General features: G+C 60.2%; 20 protein-coding genes. 15 read left to right on the plus strand and 5 right to left on the minus strand.

Features of this window, described 5'->3' with window-relative positions:
- Nucleotides 1–41 precede the first annotated feature (41 nt).
- Nucleotides 42–734, plus strand: a complete 693-nt coding sequence (locus KY494_RS01630; RefSeq protein WP_219134343.1) for a DUF3334 family protein — start codon at nt 42–44, stop codon at nt 732–734.
- Between the two features lie 52 nt (nt 735–786).
- Here the strand turns inward: KY494_RS01630 and KY494_RS01635 are convergent, their stop codons facing one another.
- Nucleotides 787–1,497 (minus strand): hypothetical protein, encoded by a 711-nt coding sequence (locus KY494_RS01635; protein WP_219889624.1) that lies wholly within the window; start codon nt 1,495–1,497, stop codon nt 787–789.
- Between the two features lie 84 nt (nt 1,498–1,581).
- A complete protein-coding gene (locus KY494_RS01640) occupies nt 1,582–2,130 on the minus strand; it encodes a DUF2939 domain-containing protein (RefSeq protein WP_219889625.1) in 549 nt (182 codons plus the stop codon).
- A gap of 210 nt (nt 2,131–2,340) precedes the next feature.
- Here KY494_RS01640 and KY494_RS01645 point away from each other — a divergent pair, with 210 nt between their 5' ends.
- The 10 genes from KY494_RS01645 to KY494_RS01690 all read left to right on the plus strand — a co-directional run bounded on the left by KY494_RS01645 (nt 2,341) and on the right by KY494_RS01690 (nt 14,096).
- Nucleotides 2,341–3,939 carry an ABC-F family ATPase gene (locus KY494_RS01645; RefSeq protein ID WP_219134346.1) on the plus strand — a complete coding sequence of 533 codons (1,599 nt, stop codon included), beginning with the start codon at nt 2,341–2,343 and terminating at the stop codon, nt 3,937–3,939.
- A gap of 234 nt (nt 3,940–4,173) precedes the next feature.
- On the plus strand, nt 4,174–5,307 hold the full coding sequence (gene nadA, locus KY494_RS01650) for a quinolinate synthase NadA (RefSeq protein ID WP_219889626.1): 1,134 nt from the start codon (nt 4,174–4,176) through the stop codon (nt 5,305–5,307).
- Nucleotides 5,304–6,170, plus strand: coding sequence for a carboxylating nicotinate-nucleotide diphosphorylase (gene nadC / locus KY494_RS01655; RefSeq protein WP_219889627.1), 867 nt, complete (start codon nt 5,304–5,306; stop codon nt 6,168–6,170). Before nadA ends, nadC begins: the two co-directional genes overlap by 4 nt.
- Nucleotides 6,170–6,934, plus strand: a complete 765-nt coding sequence (locus KY494_RS01660) for an ABC transporter substrate-binding protein (protein ID WP_219889628.1) — start codon at nt 6,170–6,172, stop codon at nt 6,932–6,934. Before nadC ends, KY494_RS01660 begins: the two co-directional genes overlap by 1 nt.
- A 227-nt stretch (nt 6,935–7,161) precedes the next feature.
- Nucleotides 7,162–7,308, plus strand: a complete 147-nt coding sequence (locus KY494_RS01665) for a hypothetical protein (protein WP_219889629.1) — start codon at nt 7,162–7,164, stop codon at nt 7,306–7,308.
- A 188-nt stretch (nt 7,309–7,496) separates the two neighbouring features.
- A complete protein-coding gene (locus KY494_RS01670; RefSeq protein WP_219889630.1) occupies nt 7,497–7,916 on the plus strand; it encodes a hypothetical protein in 420 nt (139 codons plus the stop codon).
- Nucleotides 7,917–7,989: 73 nt separating this feature from the next.
- A complete protein-coding gene (locus tag KY494_RS01675; protein ID WP_219889631.1) occupies nt 7,990–11,325 on the plus strand; it encodes a hypothetical protein in 3,336 nt (1,111 codons plus the stop codon).
- Nucleotides 11,322–12,212: a 2OG-Fe(II) oxygenase gene (locus KY494_RS01680; RefSeq protein ID WP_219889632.1), complete on the plus strand. Its 891-nt coding sequence runs from the start codon at nt 11,322–11,324 to the stop codon at nt 12,210–12,212. Before KY494_RS01675 ends, KY494_RS01680 begins: the two co-directional genes overlap by 4 nt.
- Nucleotides 12,209–12,595: a hypothetical protein gene (locus KY494_RS01685; protein ID WP_219889633.1), complete on the plus strand. Its 387-nt coding sequence runs from the start codon at nt 12,209–12,211 to the stop codon at nt 12,593–12,595. The genes KY494_RS01680 and KY494_RS01685 overlap by 4 nt, the downstream gene beginning before the upstream one ends.
- A 43-nt stretch (nt 12,596–12,638) precedes the next feature.
- On the plus strand, nt 12,639–14,096 hold the full coding sequence (locus KY494_RS01690; RefSeq protein WP_219889634.1) for a LamG domain-containing protein: 1,458 nt from the start codon (nt 12,639–12,641) through the stop codon (nt 14,094–14,096).
- 20 nt (nt 14,097–14,116) lie between these two features.
- Here KY494_RS01690 and KY494_RS01695 read toward each other — a convergent pair whose 3' ends face one another.
- On the minus strand, nt 14,117–15,010 hold the full coding sequence (locus tag KY494_RS01695) for a neutral zinc metallopeptidase (RefSeq protein WP_219889635.1): 894 nt from the start codon (nt 15,008–15,010) through the stop codon (nt 14,117–14,119).
- A 440-nt stretch (nt 15,011–15,450) separates the two neighbouring features.
- Between KY494_RS01695 and KY494_RS01700 the strand changes: the two genes are divergently transcribed.
- The 3 genes from KY494_RS01700 to KY494_RS29540 are packed head-to-tail and all read left to right on the plus strand — an operon-like array spanning nt 15,451 to nt 18,460.
- A complete protein-coding gene (locus tag KY494_RS01700; RefSeq protein WP_219889636.1) occupies nt 15,451–17,535 on the plus strand; it encodes a P-loop ATPase, Sll1717 family in 2,085 nt (694 codons plus the stop codon).
- Between the two features lie 50 nt (nt 17,536–17,585).
- Nucleotides 17,586–18,284: a nuclear transport factor 2 family protein gene (locus KY494_RS29535; protein WP_258194593.1), complete on the plus strand. Its 699-nt coding sequence runs from the start codon at nt 17,586–17,588 to the stop codon at nt 18,282–18,284.
- Nucleotides 18,269–18,460, plus strand: a complete 192-nt coding sequence (locus KY494_RS29540) for a hypothetical protein (protein ID WP_258194996.1) — start codon at nt 18,269–18,271, stop codon at nt 18,458–18,460. Before KY494_RS29535 ends, KY494_RS29540 begins: the two co-directional genes overlap by 16 nt.
- Before the next feature lie 6 nt (nt 18,461–18,466).
- Here the strand turns inward: KY494_RS29540 and KY494_RS01715 are convergent, their stop codons facing one another.
- On the minus strand, nt 18,467–19,162 hold the full coding sequence (locus tag KY494_RS01715; protein WP_219889637.1) for a DAPG hydrolase family protein: 696 nt from the start codon (nt 19,160–19,162) through the stop codon (nt 18,467–18,469).
- Between the two features lie 107 nt (nt 19,163–19,269).
- Between KY494_RS01715 and KY494_RS01720 the strand changes: the two genes are divergently transcribed.
- Nucleotides 19,270–19,980, plus strand: coding sequence for a TetR/AcrR family transcriptional regulator (locus tag KY494_RS01720; protein ID WP_219889638.1), 711 nt, complete (start codon nt 19,270–19,272; stop codon nt 19,978–19,980).
- On the opposite strand, the gene KY494_RS01725 is transcribed toward KY494_RS01720, so the two are convergent.
- Entirely contained in the window at nt 19,943–20,623 is a 681-nt protein-coding gene (locus KY494_RS01725) for a DNA alkylation repair protein (RefSeq protein ID WP_219889639.1), read from the minus strand. The two genes, KY494_RS01720 and KY494_RS01725, sit on opposite strands and share 38 nt — an antisense overlap.
- Nucleotides 20,624–20,669: the final 46 nt, after the last annotated feature.

The raw sequence follows: 20,669 nt of genomic DNA on the forward strand, positions 1-20,669 counted from the left end.
AAACAGTGCTGTCATCTTTAAAATAGTAGGAGAGGTTGCTCATGGATGCAGAAAAGGATGTTGTGTACGGTACAGAAGATTTGTTGATGAGTTTGTGCAACTCGGTGGTTCGGGTGCTCAACGTTGCAACGCAAAGTAGAGTCAATTATTCAGGCATGGTGCAGCGCATTACCAAGACCGGCCTGAAGCCCGACATCGGTTGCTTCGTGATGTTCGATGGTGGTTTCACGGGCCTGGTGGTGCTCAATTTTGCCGCCGATACGGCGATGGAAATCTACGAGCGCTACATGTTGCACATGGGTATGCCGAAGTCAGAACTGGCCAATTTCTACACGTCGGACGAAGTGTCGAACATCATGGGCGAGCTGATGAACCAGATCGTGGGCGACTTCACGGGCAAGGTGCGGCGCGAACTGCAAACGAACATCACCCAAAGCCAGCCGAAGATGCTGGTGTTGAACAAGCAGGTGATGCTCAGCGTCGACACGCCGCTGGACCGCCCGGAAATGCGTCGCGTTACCTTCTACACGGAAAAGAACAATATTTTCTATCTGGAACTGGCGATCGACCGTACCGAGTTCATCAAGTTGCACGATTTCGATTCGCGCGAAGTCGATGCCGACTCGCTGATGGATACGGAATACGCGAACCGCGAACGCGACGCCGGCCCGGCGCCGGCAGTGGAACCGGAAGACGACGACAACGCCGACCTGCTCAAGTCCCTGGGCATGTAAGCAGCGGTGTCTGAACGTGGCCGGCGGCATGTTTGCCGCCGGCCGCTGCCGTTTACTGCCGACAAGGCTGTGCTCCGGCCTCGTCCCTGCAAGATAACTTCCCCTGTTGTTGCGGTAACGTCAATGTTTCCATGCGGCGCATGCCGACCATGCCGCTCTGCTGGCTGTCATCGAGCGACCAGTATTCAAGCGCATACACATAACTGCCATCGACGATGGTCAGCGTTTCCTTCTGGCGGCCGTTGGGGGCCTTGTAATACAGGCGCCGCGCGGGCTTGCCATCGACCGTCTGCTTGAATGACTGCGACGAAATCGTGACGCGCTTGCCCGTCTTGCCCGCCATCGACATCGCCGTGATCGTCAGGTAGGCCCTGTCCGGGCAGCGCGCCAGCAGGTGCGCGCCGCTCAGCACGGCAGGCTGCGCCCGATCCAGCGGGAAGCCATACGCTTGCACGCCGACGATATCCAGGCATTCCATCTGCCGCGCCAGGGCCGTCAGCACGGCCGGGTCGAGCGCGCTGGTGTAGTGTTTTTCTTCGGCCTGCGCCTGTCCCAGCGCCCAGCGGCGCTCCAGTTCGGCCAGCGAAATGTCGCTGGACACGGGCAGCGGCGCGGGCGCGTCGGGGTCGGCCGCGCTCGATGTTTCCGCCTGCATGCGCGAGGCGACAGAGTGGCTGCTCCCGGCTGTGCCATCGAGGGCGTGGGCGAATGACGTGGCGCTGGCGAGGGCCATTGCCAGCGATAAGGCCGCGTGTTTCAGCATGAAATCTCCTGCAATCTGCTACAAGTGGCAGGCATTGTGTCTCGGATTGCCTGCGCATGCGTGTTCCTTGCGCCTTCCTTCCCTTTAATGTGCTGCCATCGCCGACGCAATCTCGATCGAACTCAGCTTCCAGTCCCACACGCCATGGCGCTGCAGGACCAGCGCGCCTTCCTGCGCATTGCCCTCCTTGGCGCGCACGACGAAGGTGTTCACGCCGGCATAGCTTGCCGAATAGTCGGCCTTTTTCTGCGTGCCATCGACCGGGGCATCCGCACTTGCATCGGCTCCCGCTTGCGGGCTGACGGCGCTCTTGTTGACCAGTGCCACCACGCCGGCGGGCGAGACCATGGTGTCGACCATCTTGCCCAGCATGGCGCTGGCGATCGACTGGCCCAGGGCGGCCAGCGGGTTGCCGCTGCCGGCGGTCGCCTCGATGCTGCGAGCCATGCTGGCCTCCAGCTGTGCCTTGACGCTGGCGCGCAGGGCGGGGAAGTCCACGTGCCCGGCCAGGGCGTCGGCATTGCGCTCGGCCAGGGCGGTCTTGATCTGGTGCAAGGCGTAGTACGGCGAAGCGTAGGCGGTGACAGCGACGGCAATGACGGCCACGGCGGCGGCGATGGTGATTTTTTTCAAGAGATGCCTGTGAGCTAGAGGGGTGGGAACGGATGCCACGCAGGGTAGCCGCTAAATGGAATGGCGGCAATCATATTTTCTTGCCATTATTTCTCAGCATGTACTCCGGTCGCCCTCGGCCGACCACTATAGAGTGATGAGGGTGGGTGCTGTATAATGGGAGAAAAGTATTTAACTAGCTGTTTTAACTGAATAAAGACCCAATATCACATGCTATCTACAGCAAATATTACGATGCAGTTTGGCGCCAAGCCATTGTTTGAGAATATCTCCGTCAAGTTCGGCGACGGCAACCGCTATGGTTTGATCGGCGCCAACGGCTGCGGCAAGTCGACGTTCATGAAGATCCTGGGCGGCGACCTGGACCCATCGGGCGGCAACGTCATGCTCGACACCAACGAGCGCCTGGGCAAGCTGCGCCAGGACCAGTTCGCGTTTGAAGACATGCGCGTGCTTGACGTGGTCATGATGGGCCACACGGAAATGTGGGCCGCCATCCAGCAACGCGACGCCATCTACGCGAACCCGGAAGCGACCGACGACGACTACATGCAGGCGGCCGATCTGGAAGGCAAAGTGTCCGAATACGACGGCTACACGGCCGAATCGCGCGCGGGCGAACTGCTGCTGGGCGCCGGTGTCGCCATCGAGCTGCATCAAGGCCCGATGAGCAATGTCTCGCCAGGCTGGAAGCTGCGCGTGCTGCTGGCGCAGGCGCTGTTCTCGAATCCGGACATCCTGCTGCTCGACGAGCCGACGAATAACCTGGACATCAACACGATTCGCTGGCTGGAAGACGTGCTCAACGAGCGCAATTCCACCATGATCATCATTTCCCATGATCGCCACTTCCTGAACCAGGTCTGCACCCACGTGGCCGACATGGACTACGGTACCCTGAAGATTTACCCGGGTAATTACGACGAATACATGTTCGCCTCGACCCAGGCGCGCAACCAGCAGCTGGCCAACAACGCGAAAGCGAAAGACAAGGTTGCCGAGCTGCAGGAATTCGTGCGCCGCTTCGCCGCCAACAAATCCAAGGCGCGCCAGGCGACATCGCGCGCCAAGCAGATCGAAAAGATCAAGGTCGATGACATCAAGCCATCGTCGCGCGCCTATCCGTTTGTGCGTTTCGACGGCGAAAAGAAATTGCACCGCCTGGCCGTGGAAGTGGAAAACATCACCAAGGGCTTTGATCGCACCCTGTTCAAGAATTTCAGCATCATGGTCGAAGCGGGCGAGCGCATCGCCATCATCGGCGCCAACGGCGCCGGCAAGACCACCATGCTGCGTTGCATCGCGGGCGACATCGCCGGCCTGCAGCCGGACCAGGGCCGCGTGAAGTGGGCGGAAAACGCGAATGTCGGCTACATGCCGCAAGACCCGACGGAAGATTTCGCCAAGGACACGAACCTGACCGACTGGATCGGCCAGTGGACGAAAGAGGGCGACGACGACCAGGCCGTGCGTTCCATCCTGGGCCGCTTGTTGTTCGGCGGCGACGACGTGAAAAAGGCCGTGAAGGTGCTGTCCGGTGGTGAAAAGGGCCGCATGATGTACGGCAAGCTGATGCTGGGCCGCCACAACGTGCTGATGCTCGATGAGCCGACCAACCACATGGACATGGAATCGATCGAATCCTTGAACATCGCGCTGGAAAAATACGCGGGCACCCTGATCTTCGTGTCGCATGACCGGGAGTTCGTTTCCTCGCTGGCGAACCGCATCATCGAGATCAAGGAAGACGGCATTGTCGATTACAACGGCAATTACGAAGATTACTTGAAGAGCCAGGGTATCGATTAATTTATAGGCTAACGTTGCGTCGGATTACGCGCTGTGCGCTAATCCGACCTACGTCAGGGTGAGTTGCCCGGGTTGGTCGCGTAGGTCGCGTAGGTCGGATTAGCGCAGCGTAATCCGACAATTCCGGCCAGCGAGGCCACCCAGCACCACACCGACGCGCCGCGGTCCTTTCGTTCCGGCGCACCAGCTTCATTGCGTTCGTGCCGGTCTATCCCGTTTTTGTTTGACACAGCCATGCAAACTTTAGCCATCAAATCCGTCGAGTATGAACACCCACAAGACGGAGCCAGCTGCACTGCCCATGCCTGGGCACGCACGCCAGCGACGCCGTCCCCGGCTGAAAAAGCCGAACTGATCACGCGCATTAAGCGTCTGCTGATCGAGCGCGAAGCCGTGCTCGTTGCCCACTATTACGTTGATGCCGACCTGCAAGACCTGGCCGAAGCCACGGGCGGCTGCGTCTCCGATTCGCTGGAAATGGCCCGCTTCGGGCGCGACCATCCGGCCAAGACCCTGGTCGTGGCCGGCGTGCGCTTCATGGGCGAAACGGCGAAAATCCTCAGTCCCGAGAAAACCGTATTAATGCCCGACCTCGATGCGACCTGCTCGCTCGACCTCGGCTGCCCGGTGGATGAATTCACGGCCTTCTGCGACGCCCATCCGGACCGCACGGTGGTGGTCTACGCCAACACCAGCGCGGCCGTCAAGGCGCGCGCGGACTGGATGGTGACGTCGTCGATCGGCCTCGACATCGTTGCGCACCTGCATGCGCAGGGCAAGAAAATCCTCTGGGCGCCCGACAAGCACCTGGGCGGGTATATCCAGAAGGAAACGGGCGCCGACATGCTGCTGTGGCAGGGTAGCTGCCTCGTGCACGACGAATTCAAGGGCATCGAACTCGATTTGCTCAAGGAAGAGTATCCGCAAGCCAAGGTGCTCGTGCATCCGGAGTCGCCCGCCAACGTGGTGGCGCTGGCCGACATGGTGGGCTCGACGTCGCAAATGATTGCGGCAGCGCAAACCATGGATACGGACACGTTTATTGTCGCCACCGACAACGGCATCCTGCACAAGATGCGCGCGGCCGCACCCGGCAAGCGCTTCATCGAAGCGCCCACGGCCGGCAACAGCGCCACCTGCAAAAGCTGCGCGCACTGCCCGTGGATGGCCATGAACGGCTTGCTGAACCTGGCGCAAACGCTGGAAAACATGCACAACGAAATCCACGTCGATCCCGCCGTCGGCCAGCTGGCCGTGCGTTCGATCAAGCGCATGCTCGACTTCGCCGCCGCCAAGAAGGCGGGCCTCAAGCCGGGTGCGGACCTGGCAAAAGAAACCACATTGTTCCAAGGAATCGGTCCAGCATGAGTACCCTCGTTAATTCTTTCGCTCCCTTTGACCCCGCCCTGGCGCGCGCGTTCGAAGGCAATCTGCTGGCCGCCTTGCTGGAAGACGTGGGCCAGTGCGACCTGACGGGCGAACTGGTGCCGCCCGACCACATCGTCACGGCGCGCGTCATCGTGCGCGAAGCGGCCGTGCTGTGCGGCGCGCCGTGGTTCGAAGGCATCATGAAAAGCCTGGACCGCAGCATCGATATCGCCTGGCATTATGCCGAAGGCGACATGATGACGGCCGACAGCGTCGTCTGCACCATTCAGGCGCCAGCGCGCGCCTTGCTCACGGCCGAGCGCAGCGCGCTCAATTTCCTGCAACTGCTGTCGGCCGTGGCCACGGCCACGCGCCGGTATGTGGACGTGGTCGCCGGCACCAGGGCGTCCATTTTAGATACGCGCAAGACCTTGCCTGGCTTGCGCCTGGCGCAAAAGTATGCGGTGCGCGTCGGTGGCGGCAAGAACCAGCGCCTGGCCCTGTACGATGGCATCCTGATCAAGGAAAACCATATCGCGGCCGCCGGTGGCGTCAGCCAGGCCCTGGAAAACGCGCGCAACCTCGACGCGGGCGTGCCCGTGCAGATCGAGGTGGAAAACCTGGCGCAATTACGCGAAGCGCTGGACGCGGGTGCCGTCTCCGTGCTGCTCGATAACTTCAGCAACGACATGCTGCGCGACGCCGTGGCCGTCACCAACGGCCGCGCCTTGCTGGAAGCGTCGGGCGGCATCAATGCCGACACCGTGCGGGCGATTGCCGAAACGGGCGTGGACCGCATCTCGATCGGCAGCCTGACGAAGGACGTGCGGGCCACCGATTACTCCTTGCGCATCGTCGGCTGATGAAAGGAGCAGGGCGGCGCCTGCTAACCTTGGCGCTGCTGTGGCCGACGCTGCTTGTGCCATCGCAGGCGCCAGCCCGGGAACTGCTGGCCGTGGGCGCGCAGTTCGAGCGCGTGTTCGAGTATCAGGACGGTGGCGAGTATGGCGGGCTGGGTGCGGAACTGCTGCGGCTGATGGCGGCGCGCACGGGTAACACCGTGCGTTTTCGCATGGTGCCGTGGGCGCGCGCGCAAGCCATGCTGGTGCAGGGCCAGGCCGATATCCTGATCGGCCCCTACAAGACGCCCGAGCGCATCGCCAGCATGGGGTTTTCCGACAAGCCGTTCTACCAGGACCAGATGGTCTTTTATACGCGCCAGGATGCCAGTTTCGGCTGGGATGGCGACTACGCGGCGCTGAAGAACCGCAGGGTGGTGCTGCTCAATGGCTGGGCGTATGGCGCGGACTGGGAGCGCGTGCGGCCCGGCTTGCAGGTCAGTGTGGCCAATAATGTGGAAAATGGCTTGAAGATGCTGGTGCACAACCACGTCGACGTGTTCATCAGCAACCGCCGCAATACCGACCCCGTGATCGCCCGCCTGGGCTATGCTCGCCAGGTGAAACCTTTGCCCAAGGTAATTGACATACAAAACGGCTATTTCGCCTTTCCCCGCTCTCCCACCTTCGACAAGCTGCGCCTGCAGTTCGATCAGGAACTGAATAGCCTGATCGATAGCGGCGAACTCAAAAAAATGGCTAAGCGCTTCGATGTGAGCGTGCCTTGAGCGCTTCCCCCGCGGCATGGCCGCGTTGAGGCATAGCGCCTGACACTTATTTCAAGTTTTTAAGTCATCGTGACATTTGATGACTATTAATCATTTTTTTAACTGCATACTGTCTTTCCCTGCTGAGCCGCGCCGCACCCATATGCCGCCGTTCAGCCACAGGGAAAGTTGGCCGCCGATGCCCTGAGCATCGGTTTTGCCGGCTTTCATTTTGCCGGGAGCGCGCCATGCCGTATGCGACAATTTTCCACTTCATCCTGCCGTGGTGCGGCCTGCCCGGCGACGCCCACAAGTCCGTGCCGGTGCCGGCCGGCGCGTATCGCAGTCCACTGCAACCGATTTATTGGCGCTTGCGGCGTTTGCCGCAAGCGTGACGATCAAGGTCGTCTGCGCGCAGCTGCGCTCGCTGATTGAGGGCAATGGCGATGGCGCACTGCTGGCGTGATGCGGACGGCTTACACGAGCATGAATTTTCGTCACTTAACGATAGCGCGACAGCGTTTTGTGGCTAATTTAAGCATGCAGCACACCTGGTTTGTTAACGAAACTTAAGGGAAATGCCATGACAGTGACCACTACGCTCAAGGGAAATATCGTAATCGGGACTTCCACCGATCCCACCAAGAACATCTCGATTCCGATCGAAACGCAATTGCCGCCAGCCAAAGCGCAAGAATTCGAATTCAAGTATGGTCCGCAGGCACCTCAGGATGCCATCACCATCGTCGTCGGCGATTTCATCACCTGGGCCGCCACGGCAGTCGGCCTGACAGTGACGGACGCCGACCTGCCCACCAGTTTGAAAACGCTGTCGGTGGCGGTGACCCAACTCGATATGAACACCAATGGCAACCTGACGCTCGCCACCAGTCTCGGTTCGGTCGACGCTGACAAGAAATGGAAGGATGACTGGACGCCGATCGCGGGCATCGCCATCAGCCTGCAAGGGGTGGCGCTGAGCATCGTGCGCACGCCCGCCTGAGGTCGCCGCCAGCTTGCATCGCGCGGCGCCTGCCGCGCGGTTTATCCACTTTTCAGCGCGGAATGCATATCGCATGAGCACCCTGGTCAATATTGCCGGCACGATCGTCTTGGGACAGGGAAGCCTGTCGGCCAGGCTATCGCTGCCGGGCACCAGTATTCTGGCCGAGCTGGAGAAAAATTCCAGTATCGATTTTCGCCAGATGATCGACGAGCTCATGCGGGCGAGCTTCCTGTCCTTGCCGGATAGTTTCCCCCAGCTATTGTTGACAGCCGCATCCTTGCAATACGACTGCCAATCCGGTGATCTGTCGTTTAGCGGCACCGTACAGATGGACTGGCACGATCCGCTGGGCTTGACGGGCGTCACGGTCAAGGACTGGACGCTGGCGTTCAAGCGTGGTGCGTCCGGCGCCTCGCTCCACTTCCAGATCCGGCTCGATTTCGGCAGCCTGCGCCTGACGGGCGATATCTGGTTCGAGCAAGGCAAGCTGGTCGTGGTCAGCGCGACCATCGCACAGCCCATTTCCATCTACACCTTCCTGTCCTCGGCCGCGCTGGGAGTGAATTGGGGCGATTTGATTCCCATTGAATTTTCCGGCCAGGCGCCAGACAAGCCCATCCGACTGTACTATGCCACCGCGCCATTTGGGGGATTCCCGACGCAAGGCTTCGTGCTGGACCAGACGCAGATCTCCATCATGGATTTCAGCGCCTTCGTGTCGGTGGCCGTGACGACGGGCGGCACCAGCAGTGGCGTGCGCATCAGCGGCAGCCTGAGCGCGCCCATCGACCTGGGTTTTCTGCAGATCTATGACAGCAGCTTCGCCCACGCACCCGAAGTCACCGTGTTCAGCCAGGGTGGCGACAAGGGAGCGCAGCTGAGTGTCGGCCTGCAATTCCTGCAGACCAGGTTCAATCTGTCGAGCATCCTGAGGATCACCCAGGAAGTAGGCGACTATACTCAATTTGGCGGCGTCCTGAGCGCCAACGGGACCTATGGACCGTTCACCGACCCCAGTATCAGTTTTACCTATAGCAAGAAAAATGGCTTCCAGGTCAGCAACTGGGCGCCGCCCGATACCTTGCTGGCGGACTTGCAATTACTGCAGACGCTGCAAAAACTGAGCAACACAAATGGATGTGGCGCCTTCGTCGGCCTGGTGTTCGACAAGGTCGTCACTTCCGCTTTCAAGGTAAAGCCGTCTTTTTCCTCCACCAATGGATTGAAGATAGAGCTGCGCGGGACGTTCACCATCCTGGTGGCGGGCGAGCCGGTGGTCTCGGTCGACTTTCCTGCGCCGATCAGCATCCCCATCACCAAGCCCGACAGTTTTTCCTTTGACGCCCTGGGCCAGCTGATTATCGATGCCATCGTCGGCGCCGCCGCCTCGCTGGTGAAGGCGCTGCTCGACGATCCTGCAAAGTCGGCTGCCTTCTTTGCTGCCACCGTGGCCCCGGCCGTGCTGAAGTCCGTGGCGTCCACTTTGCTGTGCAACAACTGGCCGACGACGCCACCTTCACCACCGCCGCCGCCACCACCACCGCCGCCACCGCCGCCGCCACCACCGCCGCCACCACCGCCGCCACCACCGCCTGGACCTGGGCCAGGACCGGGGCCGGCCGTTCCCGCTGCGCCGGCCGCGCCGGTGCTCAGCTTCCAGGGCGGCAAGGTGCTGGCAAGCTGGCAGGCCGCGGACCGCGCCAGCAGCTACGGCGCCAGACTGTGCGGTCCCGACGGCACCCTGCTCGATTTTGTCAGTGTCGCGGGATTGTGCGCCAGCCTCGATCCTTCGACCAGCCTGCTGGCGGGGCGCTACAGCGTTGCCGTCAAGGGCATCAATAGCGCCGGCAGCGGCGCCTGGAGCCCGGACGCGACGATGCTGCGCCTGGCGCCGCCGGCGTCCCTGCTGGCCGTGCCCGGCACCGACGCCGTCAGCTTGCAGTGGACGGCGCAGGACGCGGCGGCCGCCTTCATCATCGGCGTGACGGCGCCCGGTGGCGCCGAGCAGGAAACGCCGGTGGCGGCCGGCTTGCGGCAGGCCGATGTGCCCATCGCCGCCGCATCGCCCGCCGGTAACTATGCCTTGCGCATGCAGGCGCGCAACGGCGCGCTTGACATGCCGAGCGCGTGGAGCGAGGCCGTCGCCGTCAGCAAGCTGGCCGCGCCGGATAGTCCCGTGCTGCAACTGGCGCAGCGCAGCGTGACGTTGGGCTGGCAGACGGGCGACGCCAGGCTTGCCTATGTGGCCCGGTTGCGCGACCCGCTGGACCAGGTGCGGCAGCAGCAGGTGGCCGCCGGCGCCTTGCCCACTGCGCAATTCGTGCTCGATGCGCCGGCGCCGGCCGGACAATATCAGGCCACCGTGCAAGCCGTGCAAGCGGGCCAGGCCTTGCCAAGCGCGCCAAGCGCGCCGGCTGCCCTGACTGTGCTGGGACAGGTGGTGATGACGACCGGCAGCTACCAGGAGCCCGATATCGTGTTGCAATGGGCGCCGGTGGACGGCGCCGCGCACTACCGCATGCAGGTGACGAACGCCGCGGGCGAGGTGATCGCCGACGGCCAGACGGCGTCGAGCGCCGCGCAAGGCCGGATCGCCTTGCCTCCCGCCACGCCGCCGGGCACGGTCACTGCCAGGGTGCTCGCCCTGGCCAGCCTGGCGCTGGTGATGCAGGGCGCATTCAGTGCGCCGCTGGAAATCACCGTCGTGCCGCCACTGACGCCGTTACAGTTTGCTCAACAGCAATTCGCACTGCACGCAGGCGGCGCCGATTGCGCCGGCGCCATGCTGGCGCGCTTTCCGGGCCTGCATGCGGCCCCGCTGGCGCAAGTCATGGCGCAGGCCGGCTACACGGCGCAGGCCACGGCGCAAGGCTTGCGCGCCGCCTATCCAACGCTGTCGGTCGAGCAGTTGCTCGACGCGCTGCTGGCGGCATATGGCACGGCGACGCCACAGGCGTATGCCATGCAGCTGCATGCGGCGGGCAAGGGAGGGGCGCAAGCGGGACCTTTATTGCTGGCCAACTTCCCCGGCCTGAGCCCGGCGCAAAACGCCATGGCGCTGGCGCACGCCGGCTATATCGCCGCCGAAACGACGCAGGGCTTGCGCGCCGCCTATGCGGGCCTGGGCGTGCAGCAACTGGTGCAGGCCCTGCAAGGCGCGTATGTCTTTGATGGTCCGGGCGAGGCGGCGCGCGCGGCGCGGGCCGCAGGGCAGAGCGCCGTTGAAGCCGGCAGGGCCGTGCTGGCCGCCTTGCCGCAAGCCGATGGCGCGACGCTGGCCAAGGCGTTGGCGCAGGCCGGCTATACCGCGCAGCAGTGTAGCGGCGCGCTGCGCGTCATGTATCCCGCGCTGACGGTCATGCAACTGGTGGCCGCCTTGCGCCAGGCCTATGGATTGGAATCATGAAGCCCGACATCGATATCGACATCAACGCGGACGGCGAAGCTACGCTGGCCTTGAGCTCGCTACACAGGGCCGCCGTGCGCAGCGCGCCTTTTGCGCATGTGGTGCTGGACCAATTCCTGTCCGCGCCCGCTTATCAGCGGCTGCAGGGGACGTTTGCGGCCTTGCGCGCGCGCGGCTTGTCCGAGCAATTTGTTACCGATCGGCTGGCGCGTTTTCCCGGCTACGATGCCTATTGTTGGGTGATCGGCCGCCAGGCGCCGCCGGCCCTGGCGCTGTTTCTCGACCCGCGCCTGCGCGATCATTGCCAGCGCCTGTTTGACTTGCCTCTGGGCGACGAGATGGTGGCCGAATTCCATCATCACTTGCCGGGCAGCCGCTCCGATGCCTGGCACGACGACTACAATCTGGCGTATTTCTCGTCCCCGCCTGGCGTGGGTGCGGGCATGCGGCCCTGGCACTTCGAATGCAATTACATGGATGGCGGCATGGCAGGCGGGGCTGCGACGGTGCAGCGCTGCCGCGCCGTGACGCTGATCTACTATTTCGGCGCCGAGGGCTGGCAAGACGGCATGGGCGGCGAAACCGAACTGGGATGGGAAGCGCAAGGGCAGGTGAGCACCGTCGAACGCATCGCCCCGCTGGCGAACCGCTTGCTCGCCTTCGCCTGCAGTCCCAGCTCCTATCACCGCTTCATGTCGAATCACGGTTTCGAACGCAATTCGCTGATCCTGTGGTATCACGGCCAGGCGCAAGACGCGGCGCGCCGCCATGGCCACGGGCCCAGGGGCTGGAGCGGAGGCGATATCGCCGGCGGTGCGCGTGACGCCGACGGCTTGCCGGTCGACCATTTTGTGCAACCGGGAACGCTGGCGGAGGGATGGCCATGAGTGACGCGGACGGTACGCTGGCCATTGCCGTGAACGGCGAACTGCGCCTCGGTAGCGGTGACGGGCAGATCAGCACGCAGAATTTCCTTTTGCAGTTTTCAGCCGCCGATGGCAAGGCCGTGGCGACCTTGCCCATCGCGCAGTTCATGGGCTGGGCGGCCCAGGCGCTGGCGCCGCAGCTGGGCGCTGATGCACTGCCGCAGGGCATCGGCGACATGAACATCGCGCTCCAGGAGCTGGGGTTTGACAGCAGCAACGCCTTCCAGGTGAGCGTGACCTTGGGCAAACAGGAAGAGGGCAAATGGGTGCAGTGCTGGAATCCGATCGCCAATCTTGCCGTTTCTGTCTGCGCGCTCACCATTTCCATCCGTCGCACCAGTTGATTCACCACCACCACGTTGAACTTTCTTAAGGAAAACAGCCACCATGGATACGACCGCACAAGCATATTTGACTGAACAATTGACGCAGTACAAGCGTCAGGGGCAGGGCGCCGAGCAGGCCGTGCAAACTCTGCGCAAGGAGAATTTTCCGGCCGTTTTTACGTTGGGCATGCCGCTTCCTGGCCTGGCCGCGCTGGTTGACGCCCGAATATTGGCAGGGGCGCTTGTGGCCGTGTTTGCCGACATTACGCCGCTGGAGCTGGCGCGCATCCTGAAAAATGACTTCGGCGGCACGCCGGCCGACGTGGCCATGGGCCTGGCGTTTGGCTTTCCCGCCCTGTCGGCGCTGGCGGTGGGGACGCTGCTGCTTGACAGCCAGGTCTATCCCGCGCTGTCATCGGACGCCATGCGCCCGGCCTTGCTGGCCGGCGGCTTTGCCGCGGCCGACGTGGCCGGCGCCATCGCCGCGCTGTATCCGGCGCAGGTGGCGGCGGTGGGCTCGCTGCAGCTTGAAAATGGCTATCTGTACTGTAACGACAATCCCGCCTATCACATGGGCGTCGGCGACTTCAGCGTGCAGGCCTGGTTCCGCACCCGCAGCGGCGGCAGTGTGCTGGGCAAGAAGCCGACGGCGGGCGGCGCCGGCAACGGCGGCTTTCTGCTGGTGGTGCGGCCCGATGGCAGCATCAAGTTCGCCACCGATAATGGCTACGGTTTCTTCGAGTTTGACAGCGTTGCCAGCAATGCCTGCGACAATGGCTGGCACCATGTGGCCGCCGTGCGCCAGGGCGCCAGTATTACGCTGTACCTCGATTGCGGCGCGGCCATGGCAGGCAGCACGCGCGGCAACGCCGCCGCGCCCCTGAATGTCGATAATGGTTACCGGCTGACCATTGGCAGCGTGGACCAGGATCAAGAACCGTTCCGCGCCTTCCATGGAGCGCTGGCGGAGGTCAGGCTGTGGGGCGCGGCGCTCAGCCAGGCACAAAATGCGGCCAACTACCAGTTGCGCCTGGCGCCCGGCACGGCCGCCCTGGCGGGTTACTGGTCCGCGGAATTCGGCCTGAGCAACGATTTTTCCGCCACCCGCAATAGCATGCACACCTCGGGCGGCGTGGTGGCATCGAACGACGCGCCGCCGGTGCGCGCCGGCCAGGCGCCCGCCATGCTGGGCCAATTTTCCGGCATCTATGACACAGCCACCAAATGGGGTGGCGACAGCGGCTCCTGGGAGGCGGCGGGAGCGCTGTATCTGACGCGCATGGGTTTTGTTGTCCAGGGAACGCAACTGATGACTGGTGTCGTCATCGATGGAGTAACGATCAACTGGCCCACCGACGGTAATCCCTGCACGGCGTCACTGAACTTCCTCGCTTCCAGCAGCACCGCGTATTACTGGCCGGACGGTCCGCAAAACCAGCCCGTGTTCCAGGGTTCCAGCCGTTCAGGCTCCAGCGGCCCGCTCGACTATCGCGGCGCGCTCAGGAAGCCGGTAGGCTAAGCGCCGCCGGGAAGCGGCCACTACAGCTGGCGTGCCTCAAACGTATTGCACTGGGAAATCTGGCCGCTCTCGATACCCTTGCTGAACCAGCGCACGCGCTGTTCCGAGGTGCCGTGCGTAAACGAGTCGGGCACGACATGGCCTTGCGACTGGCGCTGCAGCGCATCGTCACCGATGGCCGTGGCCGCTTTCAGGGCCGCTTCCACATCGCCCTGTTCCAGGATCTTGCGGTCCTGGTTCGCGTGGAATGCCCATACGCCGGCAAAGCAGTCGGCCTGCAATTCCAGGCGCACGGACATGGCGTTGGCCTGGCGCTCCGATTGCGTGCGGCGCGCCTTGTCGACCTTCTCGGACAAGCCCAGCAGGTTTTGCACGTGGTGGCCCACTTCATGCGCAATCACATACGCTTGCGCAAATTCGCCCGAGACCTTGAAGCGCTGCTGCATCAGCTTGAAGAAATCGAGGTCCAGGTAGACTTTCTGGTCGCCGGGGCAATAAAAGGGTCCGCTGGCGCTCTGGCCCGTGCCGCAGGCTGTGGGGATGCTGCCCGAAAACAGCGACAGCTTGGGGCGGACGTAAGTGCCGCCTTCGGCCTTGAACAGGGCACCCCACGTGTCTTCCGTATCGGCCAGCACGGTTTTCACGAAGCGGGCCATCTCGTCCGATTCGGGTGGCTGGCGCGCGGGCGACTGGCTTTGCTGGGTGCTGACCTGGCCACCACCACCACTGAGCAGATTCAGCAAGGTAAGGGGATTGACGCCCAGCACATACGAGCCGACGAGGGCGATGACGATGGTGCCGATGCCGATCGAGCGCCCGCCAAAGCCAAAGCCTCCTCCGCCACCGCCACCGCCGTCACCTTCGCCACGGTGGTCTTCCACATTGTCGCTTTCGCGATTGCCTTGCCATTTCATGATCTTTACTCCTGCTGCGATTGATTGTGCTTATGCCGCGTGACAAGCTGCGGATGTTGTTGCTACATGTTGCAATTATCTCAGTTTCTGCTAGTGAACACAGTGCTATTGCAATGCTTTTTTAGAGAACATCCAGCATAGTGGCATCGACGTCGGACAGTTATGATGCTCGCTATGGGAGCTACGGTAAAGCCTACGCTGTGAGTCATTGTGTGGTTGGGCTTAACTAGGAAAGCCCTAATGCGACTGCAAAGCATGACACTGCACTGTTCTTCCATTCATTTGGGCAATGGCTGCAAGGTATAGTTACTTCGACGGAGACCTCCAAGAGGTTAGGGGTATGTTGTCAGGCACATATTTAGGGGTCAATGTCCCTAAGCAAGCACTCCCATGTAATACTAGAACAAATTTATGTGTTTTTCTTATCTTTATGGATCTCTATGAGTAGCTTAGAAAATAAAGGAAATCTGCTTGGTGATGTTCGCGCTGAGCATGATCATAATATGTTAGATACGGCATTTTATGATTGGCAAGACTATAAAATTCTAGCGGAAGCTGACGGTAGATTTTTAGTCGTGGGCCGCCGAGGTACCGGGAAAAGTGCACTTACTTATAGATTAATGAAGGACTGGAAAGCGCAAAAAAATTTCGTGATAGTTGTTGCTCCGAATGAAGAAGATGTTTTTGGATTGCGTGCCGCAGCAGCAAAATATGGACAGACGTTAACGAGAATTCGTTCGGCAATAAAAACAGGATGGCGTTACGCATTGATTATGGAACTGGGTTGCGCGTTGGAGCAGTATTATAAGACGCAAAACATGATAAGCGCGTCAGCATTAAATGCTCCACTTAAAAAATGGAAAGGTCTTGGTGATAATATTGTTTCTCGCCTTAAAAAAACATTAAATGATGCTATTATTCCAGGTGAAAGTGCGGAAGAGAGCATATCTGAGCTTGCAACAAGGTTGAATCTAAATTCACTAACTTGTGATTTGGATGAATTGCTGCGCGTGGCTGGTAAGAGAGTAATGATTTTAATTGATCGACTTGATGAGGGGTATGAGTCAGATGAGGTTGGGATTGGAATAGTCGATGGCATTATCTATGGATCTGATGATTTAAGAACAAAAACATCAAATATAAGAACAATATTATTTCTTAGGGATAATATATTTAGGGCTATTCAGATTTCAGATCAAGATTTTAGCCGAAATGTTGAAGGAAGTGTATTGAGATTGCATTGGGATGTCCAAGAGTTATTTTATTTGGTATGCAAAAGGATTCGACAAGCATTTTCTATTGATGTGGAAAGTGATGTGAAAGTGTGGAATTCGGTTACTGCTAATGAACTCCACGGCCGCGAAGGTTTTAAAAGCTGTCTTAAATTGACACTTTATCGGCCTCGGGATTTAATATCTCTCTTGAATACCGCTTTTTATAATGCAAAGAAACAAGGTCGTAAAGTCTTGATTGTAGATGATTTAGATGCTTCGGCAAATCATATTTCAGAGATAAGATTCGATGATCTTCGAAAGGAATATTCTTCTGTTTTTCCTGGGATTGATGATGTAGCTAAGTCACTCGCTCCATTTGGTCCTAGCTTAAATGTTTTTCAGGCCAGTAGTGCTATTGAAAAAATTATGCAAAATGATGAAAATCCACTTGTATATCAGCATTTGAAGATACTTGGAACTGCACAGGAGGTACTAAAGGCACTTTATGGAGTGGGTTTTATTGGTATGGCAGATAAAACCTCTGGAAATATAGTGTTTAGTCATGATGGGAAAAAGCCAGAGAGACTATTTGACCAAAACTCTATGCTTTTAATTCATCCTTGTTACTGGAGTGCGCTTGGAATTAAAAAGGGTTTCCCGGATCAGAATATTTCTGAGCAAATATATGATGAGTATGATATTACAATATCATCAGAGGTTAAGGAGCAGAGGGATTTGTCCATTGGCGGAATGATAGCCGAACTCGGAAAAATAGAGTTGGGAAATGAAGATGCGTCTCAGTTTGAAGATTGGGCAAAAAGAGCGATTGAGCTTATTTCTGCTGGGAAGCTTACAAATATTCAATTAAAACCCAATGGGAATGGATCTGCGAGGAGAGATATTGTTGGGGCAAATATGGCCACGGAAGGGTTTTGGCGGCGTATTAGGGAAGATTATTCATCTAGACAAATTATTTTTGAAGTAAAAAATTTCGAAAAAATGTCTGTTAATGAATATAGGCAATGTGCTTCTTATTTGGGTAACGAGTATGGTAGATTCGCATTTTTAATATGTCGGGATACTCAAAAAGAACTTTCTAAAGGAGGTGAGATGGAGGCATTTCGTGAATTTTACAATAAAAATGAAGTGGTTGTAAAATTAACTGCATCATTTTTAGTTTCTCTTCTTTCTAAACTTAGAAGTCCTCAGAAGTTTGACACATTAGATGATGCGCTTACAAAGCGTATTGATAATCACATTCGACTTTATGCCAATGGTCAGGGTGGTGTGGTGAAGAAGAAGGGGCGGTAATAAGGTAATTATCGATTAATTTAACTATTTTAAATTACTATTTAAATATTTTGAATACTACACCCTCGGCTATCGTCCAGGCCCAACTGGACGCCTACAATGCCCACGACGTGCCCGCCTTGCTGGCCATCTATGCCGATGACGCAAAGCAATTCCAGCACCCCGATAGCTTGCTGGCCCAGGGCGGTGCGCAGATCGGCCCCCGTTTCACGGCCCGTTTCGCCGCCAGCCGGCCACAGGCGCAGTTGCTCAACCGCATTGCCTGCGGCAAGCTGGTGATCGACCATGAAATCGTCCATGGCGACACGCCGGACGGTGTTTCCGCGCAGGAACTGGTGGCGACGTATGAAGTGGAGCGGGGCCGTATCAGCCGCGCCTGGTTCAGCTTTGGCGCGTTGACGCGCCTGCGCGTGGCGCTGCCGGCCGATGTGCCGCAAATGAATGCGCTGATCGCCCGCTCCGGCGTGGCACTGAGCGCGGGCTTTTATACAGTGGAACAGGCCGAGGCCGTGACGCGCCACGTGTTCGGCGTCGATACGCAGCTCGTTGCCGACCGCACGTATTTCGTGATCGAGCGCGACGGCGCCATGCTGGCCTGCGGCGGCTGGAGCCAGCGCGCCACCCTGTACGGCGCCGACCGCGCCAAGAGCGGGCCGGCCCGCTGCTCGATCCGGCCAGCCAGCCGGGCCGCATCCGCGCCTTCTTTGTCGAGCCAGGCGCCGCGCGCCAGGGCCTGGGCAGCATGCTGATGCGCCATTGCGAACGCCAAGCGCTGGCCGCCGGTTTCAGCGCGCTGGAACTGGCAGCCACCTTGCCCGGCGTGCCGCTGTACCTGGCCAGCGGTTTTGCCGTCACGGAAGATTTTCACCTCGACTTGCCCGATGACATCAAACTGCCGCTGGCGCGCATGCACAAGCGGCTGTAAGGCTGCTTACCAGGGCAACGGCGCCTTTTCACCGTTGGCGTGCTCGCCGTAATACAGCGATGGTAAAAAGCGCGACAGATAGGTAAATTCGCTGTAGCAATGGCGCAGCAGGTTCAGGCCCAGCACGTCGGGCACCTCGCGCACGGGATCGAGGCTGTTGCGGCCCAGCAAGAAGCGGCTGCGCAGCACGCAGCCCGTGGGCGTGTCGCGCGTCAGGTGCAGCATTTCGCCGTCGAGCGGGTCGCCCTGCGGATCGAGCACCACGTGGTCGCCGAAGCCGATGCGCGCGCAGATGGCGGCCGACAGGGCGCCGCTGTCCCTGGCCTGCTGCAGTTGTGCCGGATCAAATACTTCCTTCGGATCATGGAACTTCAGCTTGGCTTTCACGGGCGGAATGTCGCCCAAGGATTCCACCGCCTCGATCGAAGCGCCGTAATAACTTTCTCCCTTTTTCCACGCGCTGTTCCAGCCGTGATGGGCCACGTGGTCGTGCGGATGCCACCACTTGATGTGCTGCGTCGTCTCGAAAAATGTAAACCACCAGTCCAGCATGCGGCCGCTGCAGCCGTGCAGCTCCGTGCGCGCCGCCACCAGCAGGCAGCCATTTTCCAGGCGCGTGATGCCCGTTTCCAGGTGCAGCGGGAACGGGTCGAGCAAGTCGCCCGTGTTGGCGATGCTCCATGGGAATTCAATATGCGTCATGTCGTTCTCCTTTGTTGGGGTGAGACAATTATATATTAAAGAAACGCATAACGTTTTCAAAATATGTTTCAGTGTAAAATTGCCCATCGATCAAGCTAGGAGCTGGCATGCAGGAAGAAGAGAGCAAGGCAGAGAGCAAGGCAGAGAGCAAGGCAGAGAGCAAGGCTGTGCGTGGACGGGGCCGTCCGGCGCGCCCGCCCGAGGAAGCGCGCGAGGCGGCGGTGCAGGCGGCCACCTGGCTGCTGCTGCACGAAGGCTATGCGGCCACGACCATGGAAGCGGTGGCGCGCCACGCGGGCATGGCAAAAAAGTCGCTGTATCAATATGCGGCTAACCGCGAGGAGCTGGTCGCCCTGGTGGTACGCGGCTGGACGGATGCCTTCCTGCCGGCGATGGCGCACGATGCGGCCGCGCCCCGCGAAGTGCTGCCATTATTGAAGGAGATCTTGCAGACGATGGCGGCGCGCGTGCTGACGGCGGATGCCGTCGGGCTGTTTCGCCTGCTGTGCACGGAGTTTCCCGCCCGCGCCGATTTGCTGGCCGTGTATCAGCGCAACGGCATCGAGCGGGGCACGGCCTTGCTGGCCGAGTGGTTACAGCGCCAGGCCGCGCGCGGCCATCTGGTGCTGCAGGATGGGCCAGAGTTGGCTGGCTTGCTGCTGGCCATGGTGATCGCCGAGCCGCTGCGGCAGATGGCGCTGGGCTTGCTGGCGCCCGTGCCGGCCTGGGATGCCGCTTCCCGCATCGATGCGGCGCTGCGATTGCTGGGCGGCCAGTCGTTCAAGGTGGCTGGTGCTTCAGCGCTTCGCGGTAGCTGAGCGGCGATAGTTTCTGCCGGTGCTCCGTGGCAAAAGCTAGCACCTCTGCCGGCGCATGGCGCGCGTAATCGCGCAAGGCCCAGCCGATGGCCTTGCGGATGAAAAACTCGTCTTCATGCGCCAGCGCCAGCGCCGCATCGAACAGCCAGCCGGCATCCGTGTCGGCGCGCCAGCCCAGCTGGTGCAGCATGGCGATGCGGCGCAGCCAGAAGTTCTCGTGGCGCAAGGCCGCGTCCATCTGCGCATGGCCGTCGCCGCCGCGCCGGTGTTCCGCCTGCAGCACGTCGCCGACGATGGCCGCCATGCCGTCGACGCTGTCCCACCATGCGCGCTGGCGCGCCAGGCCGAGCAGGGCGGGGAGGTGAGCGATGTTTAGCTGACGCCGGTGCATGTCCAGCATGTCGAGCGCCACGTGCTGGTATTCGCGCTCGGGCTGCTGCCACAGCAGTTGTGCATGTTCCAGCAGTCCATCAGCCCCCACGCCTTGCAAGCCCGCCAGCAGGGCCTTCGCAGCCAGCCGCCGCTGCGGCGCCGCCACGCCCAGGAACACGAACTGGTCGCGCATATACGCCTGCATGGGCGCCGCGCGGCCCGGTTCGGCAGCCGCTTCGAGCGCGATTTTTAATTCTTCATGTAGATTCATGGCATCTCCAGGCGTAAAAAAAGCGCCCCAGGGAGCGCTTTTTCAT

It is taken from the genome of Janthinobacterium sp. PAMC25594 (assembly GCF_019443505.1).
Taxonomy (GTDB): domain Bacteria; phylum Pseudomonadota; class Gammaproteobacteria; order Burkholderiales; family Burkholderiaceae_D; genus Janthinobacterium.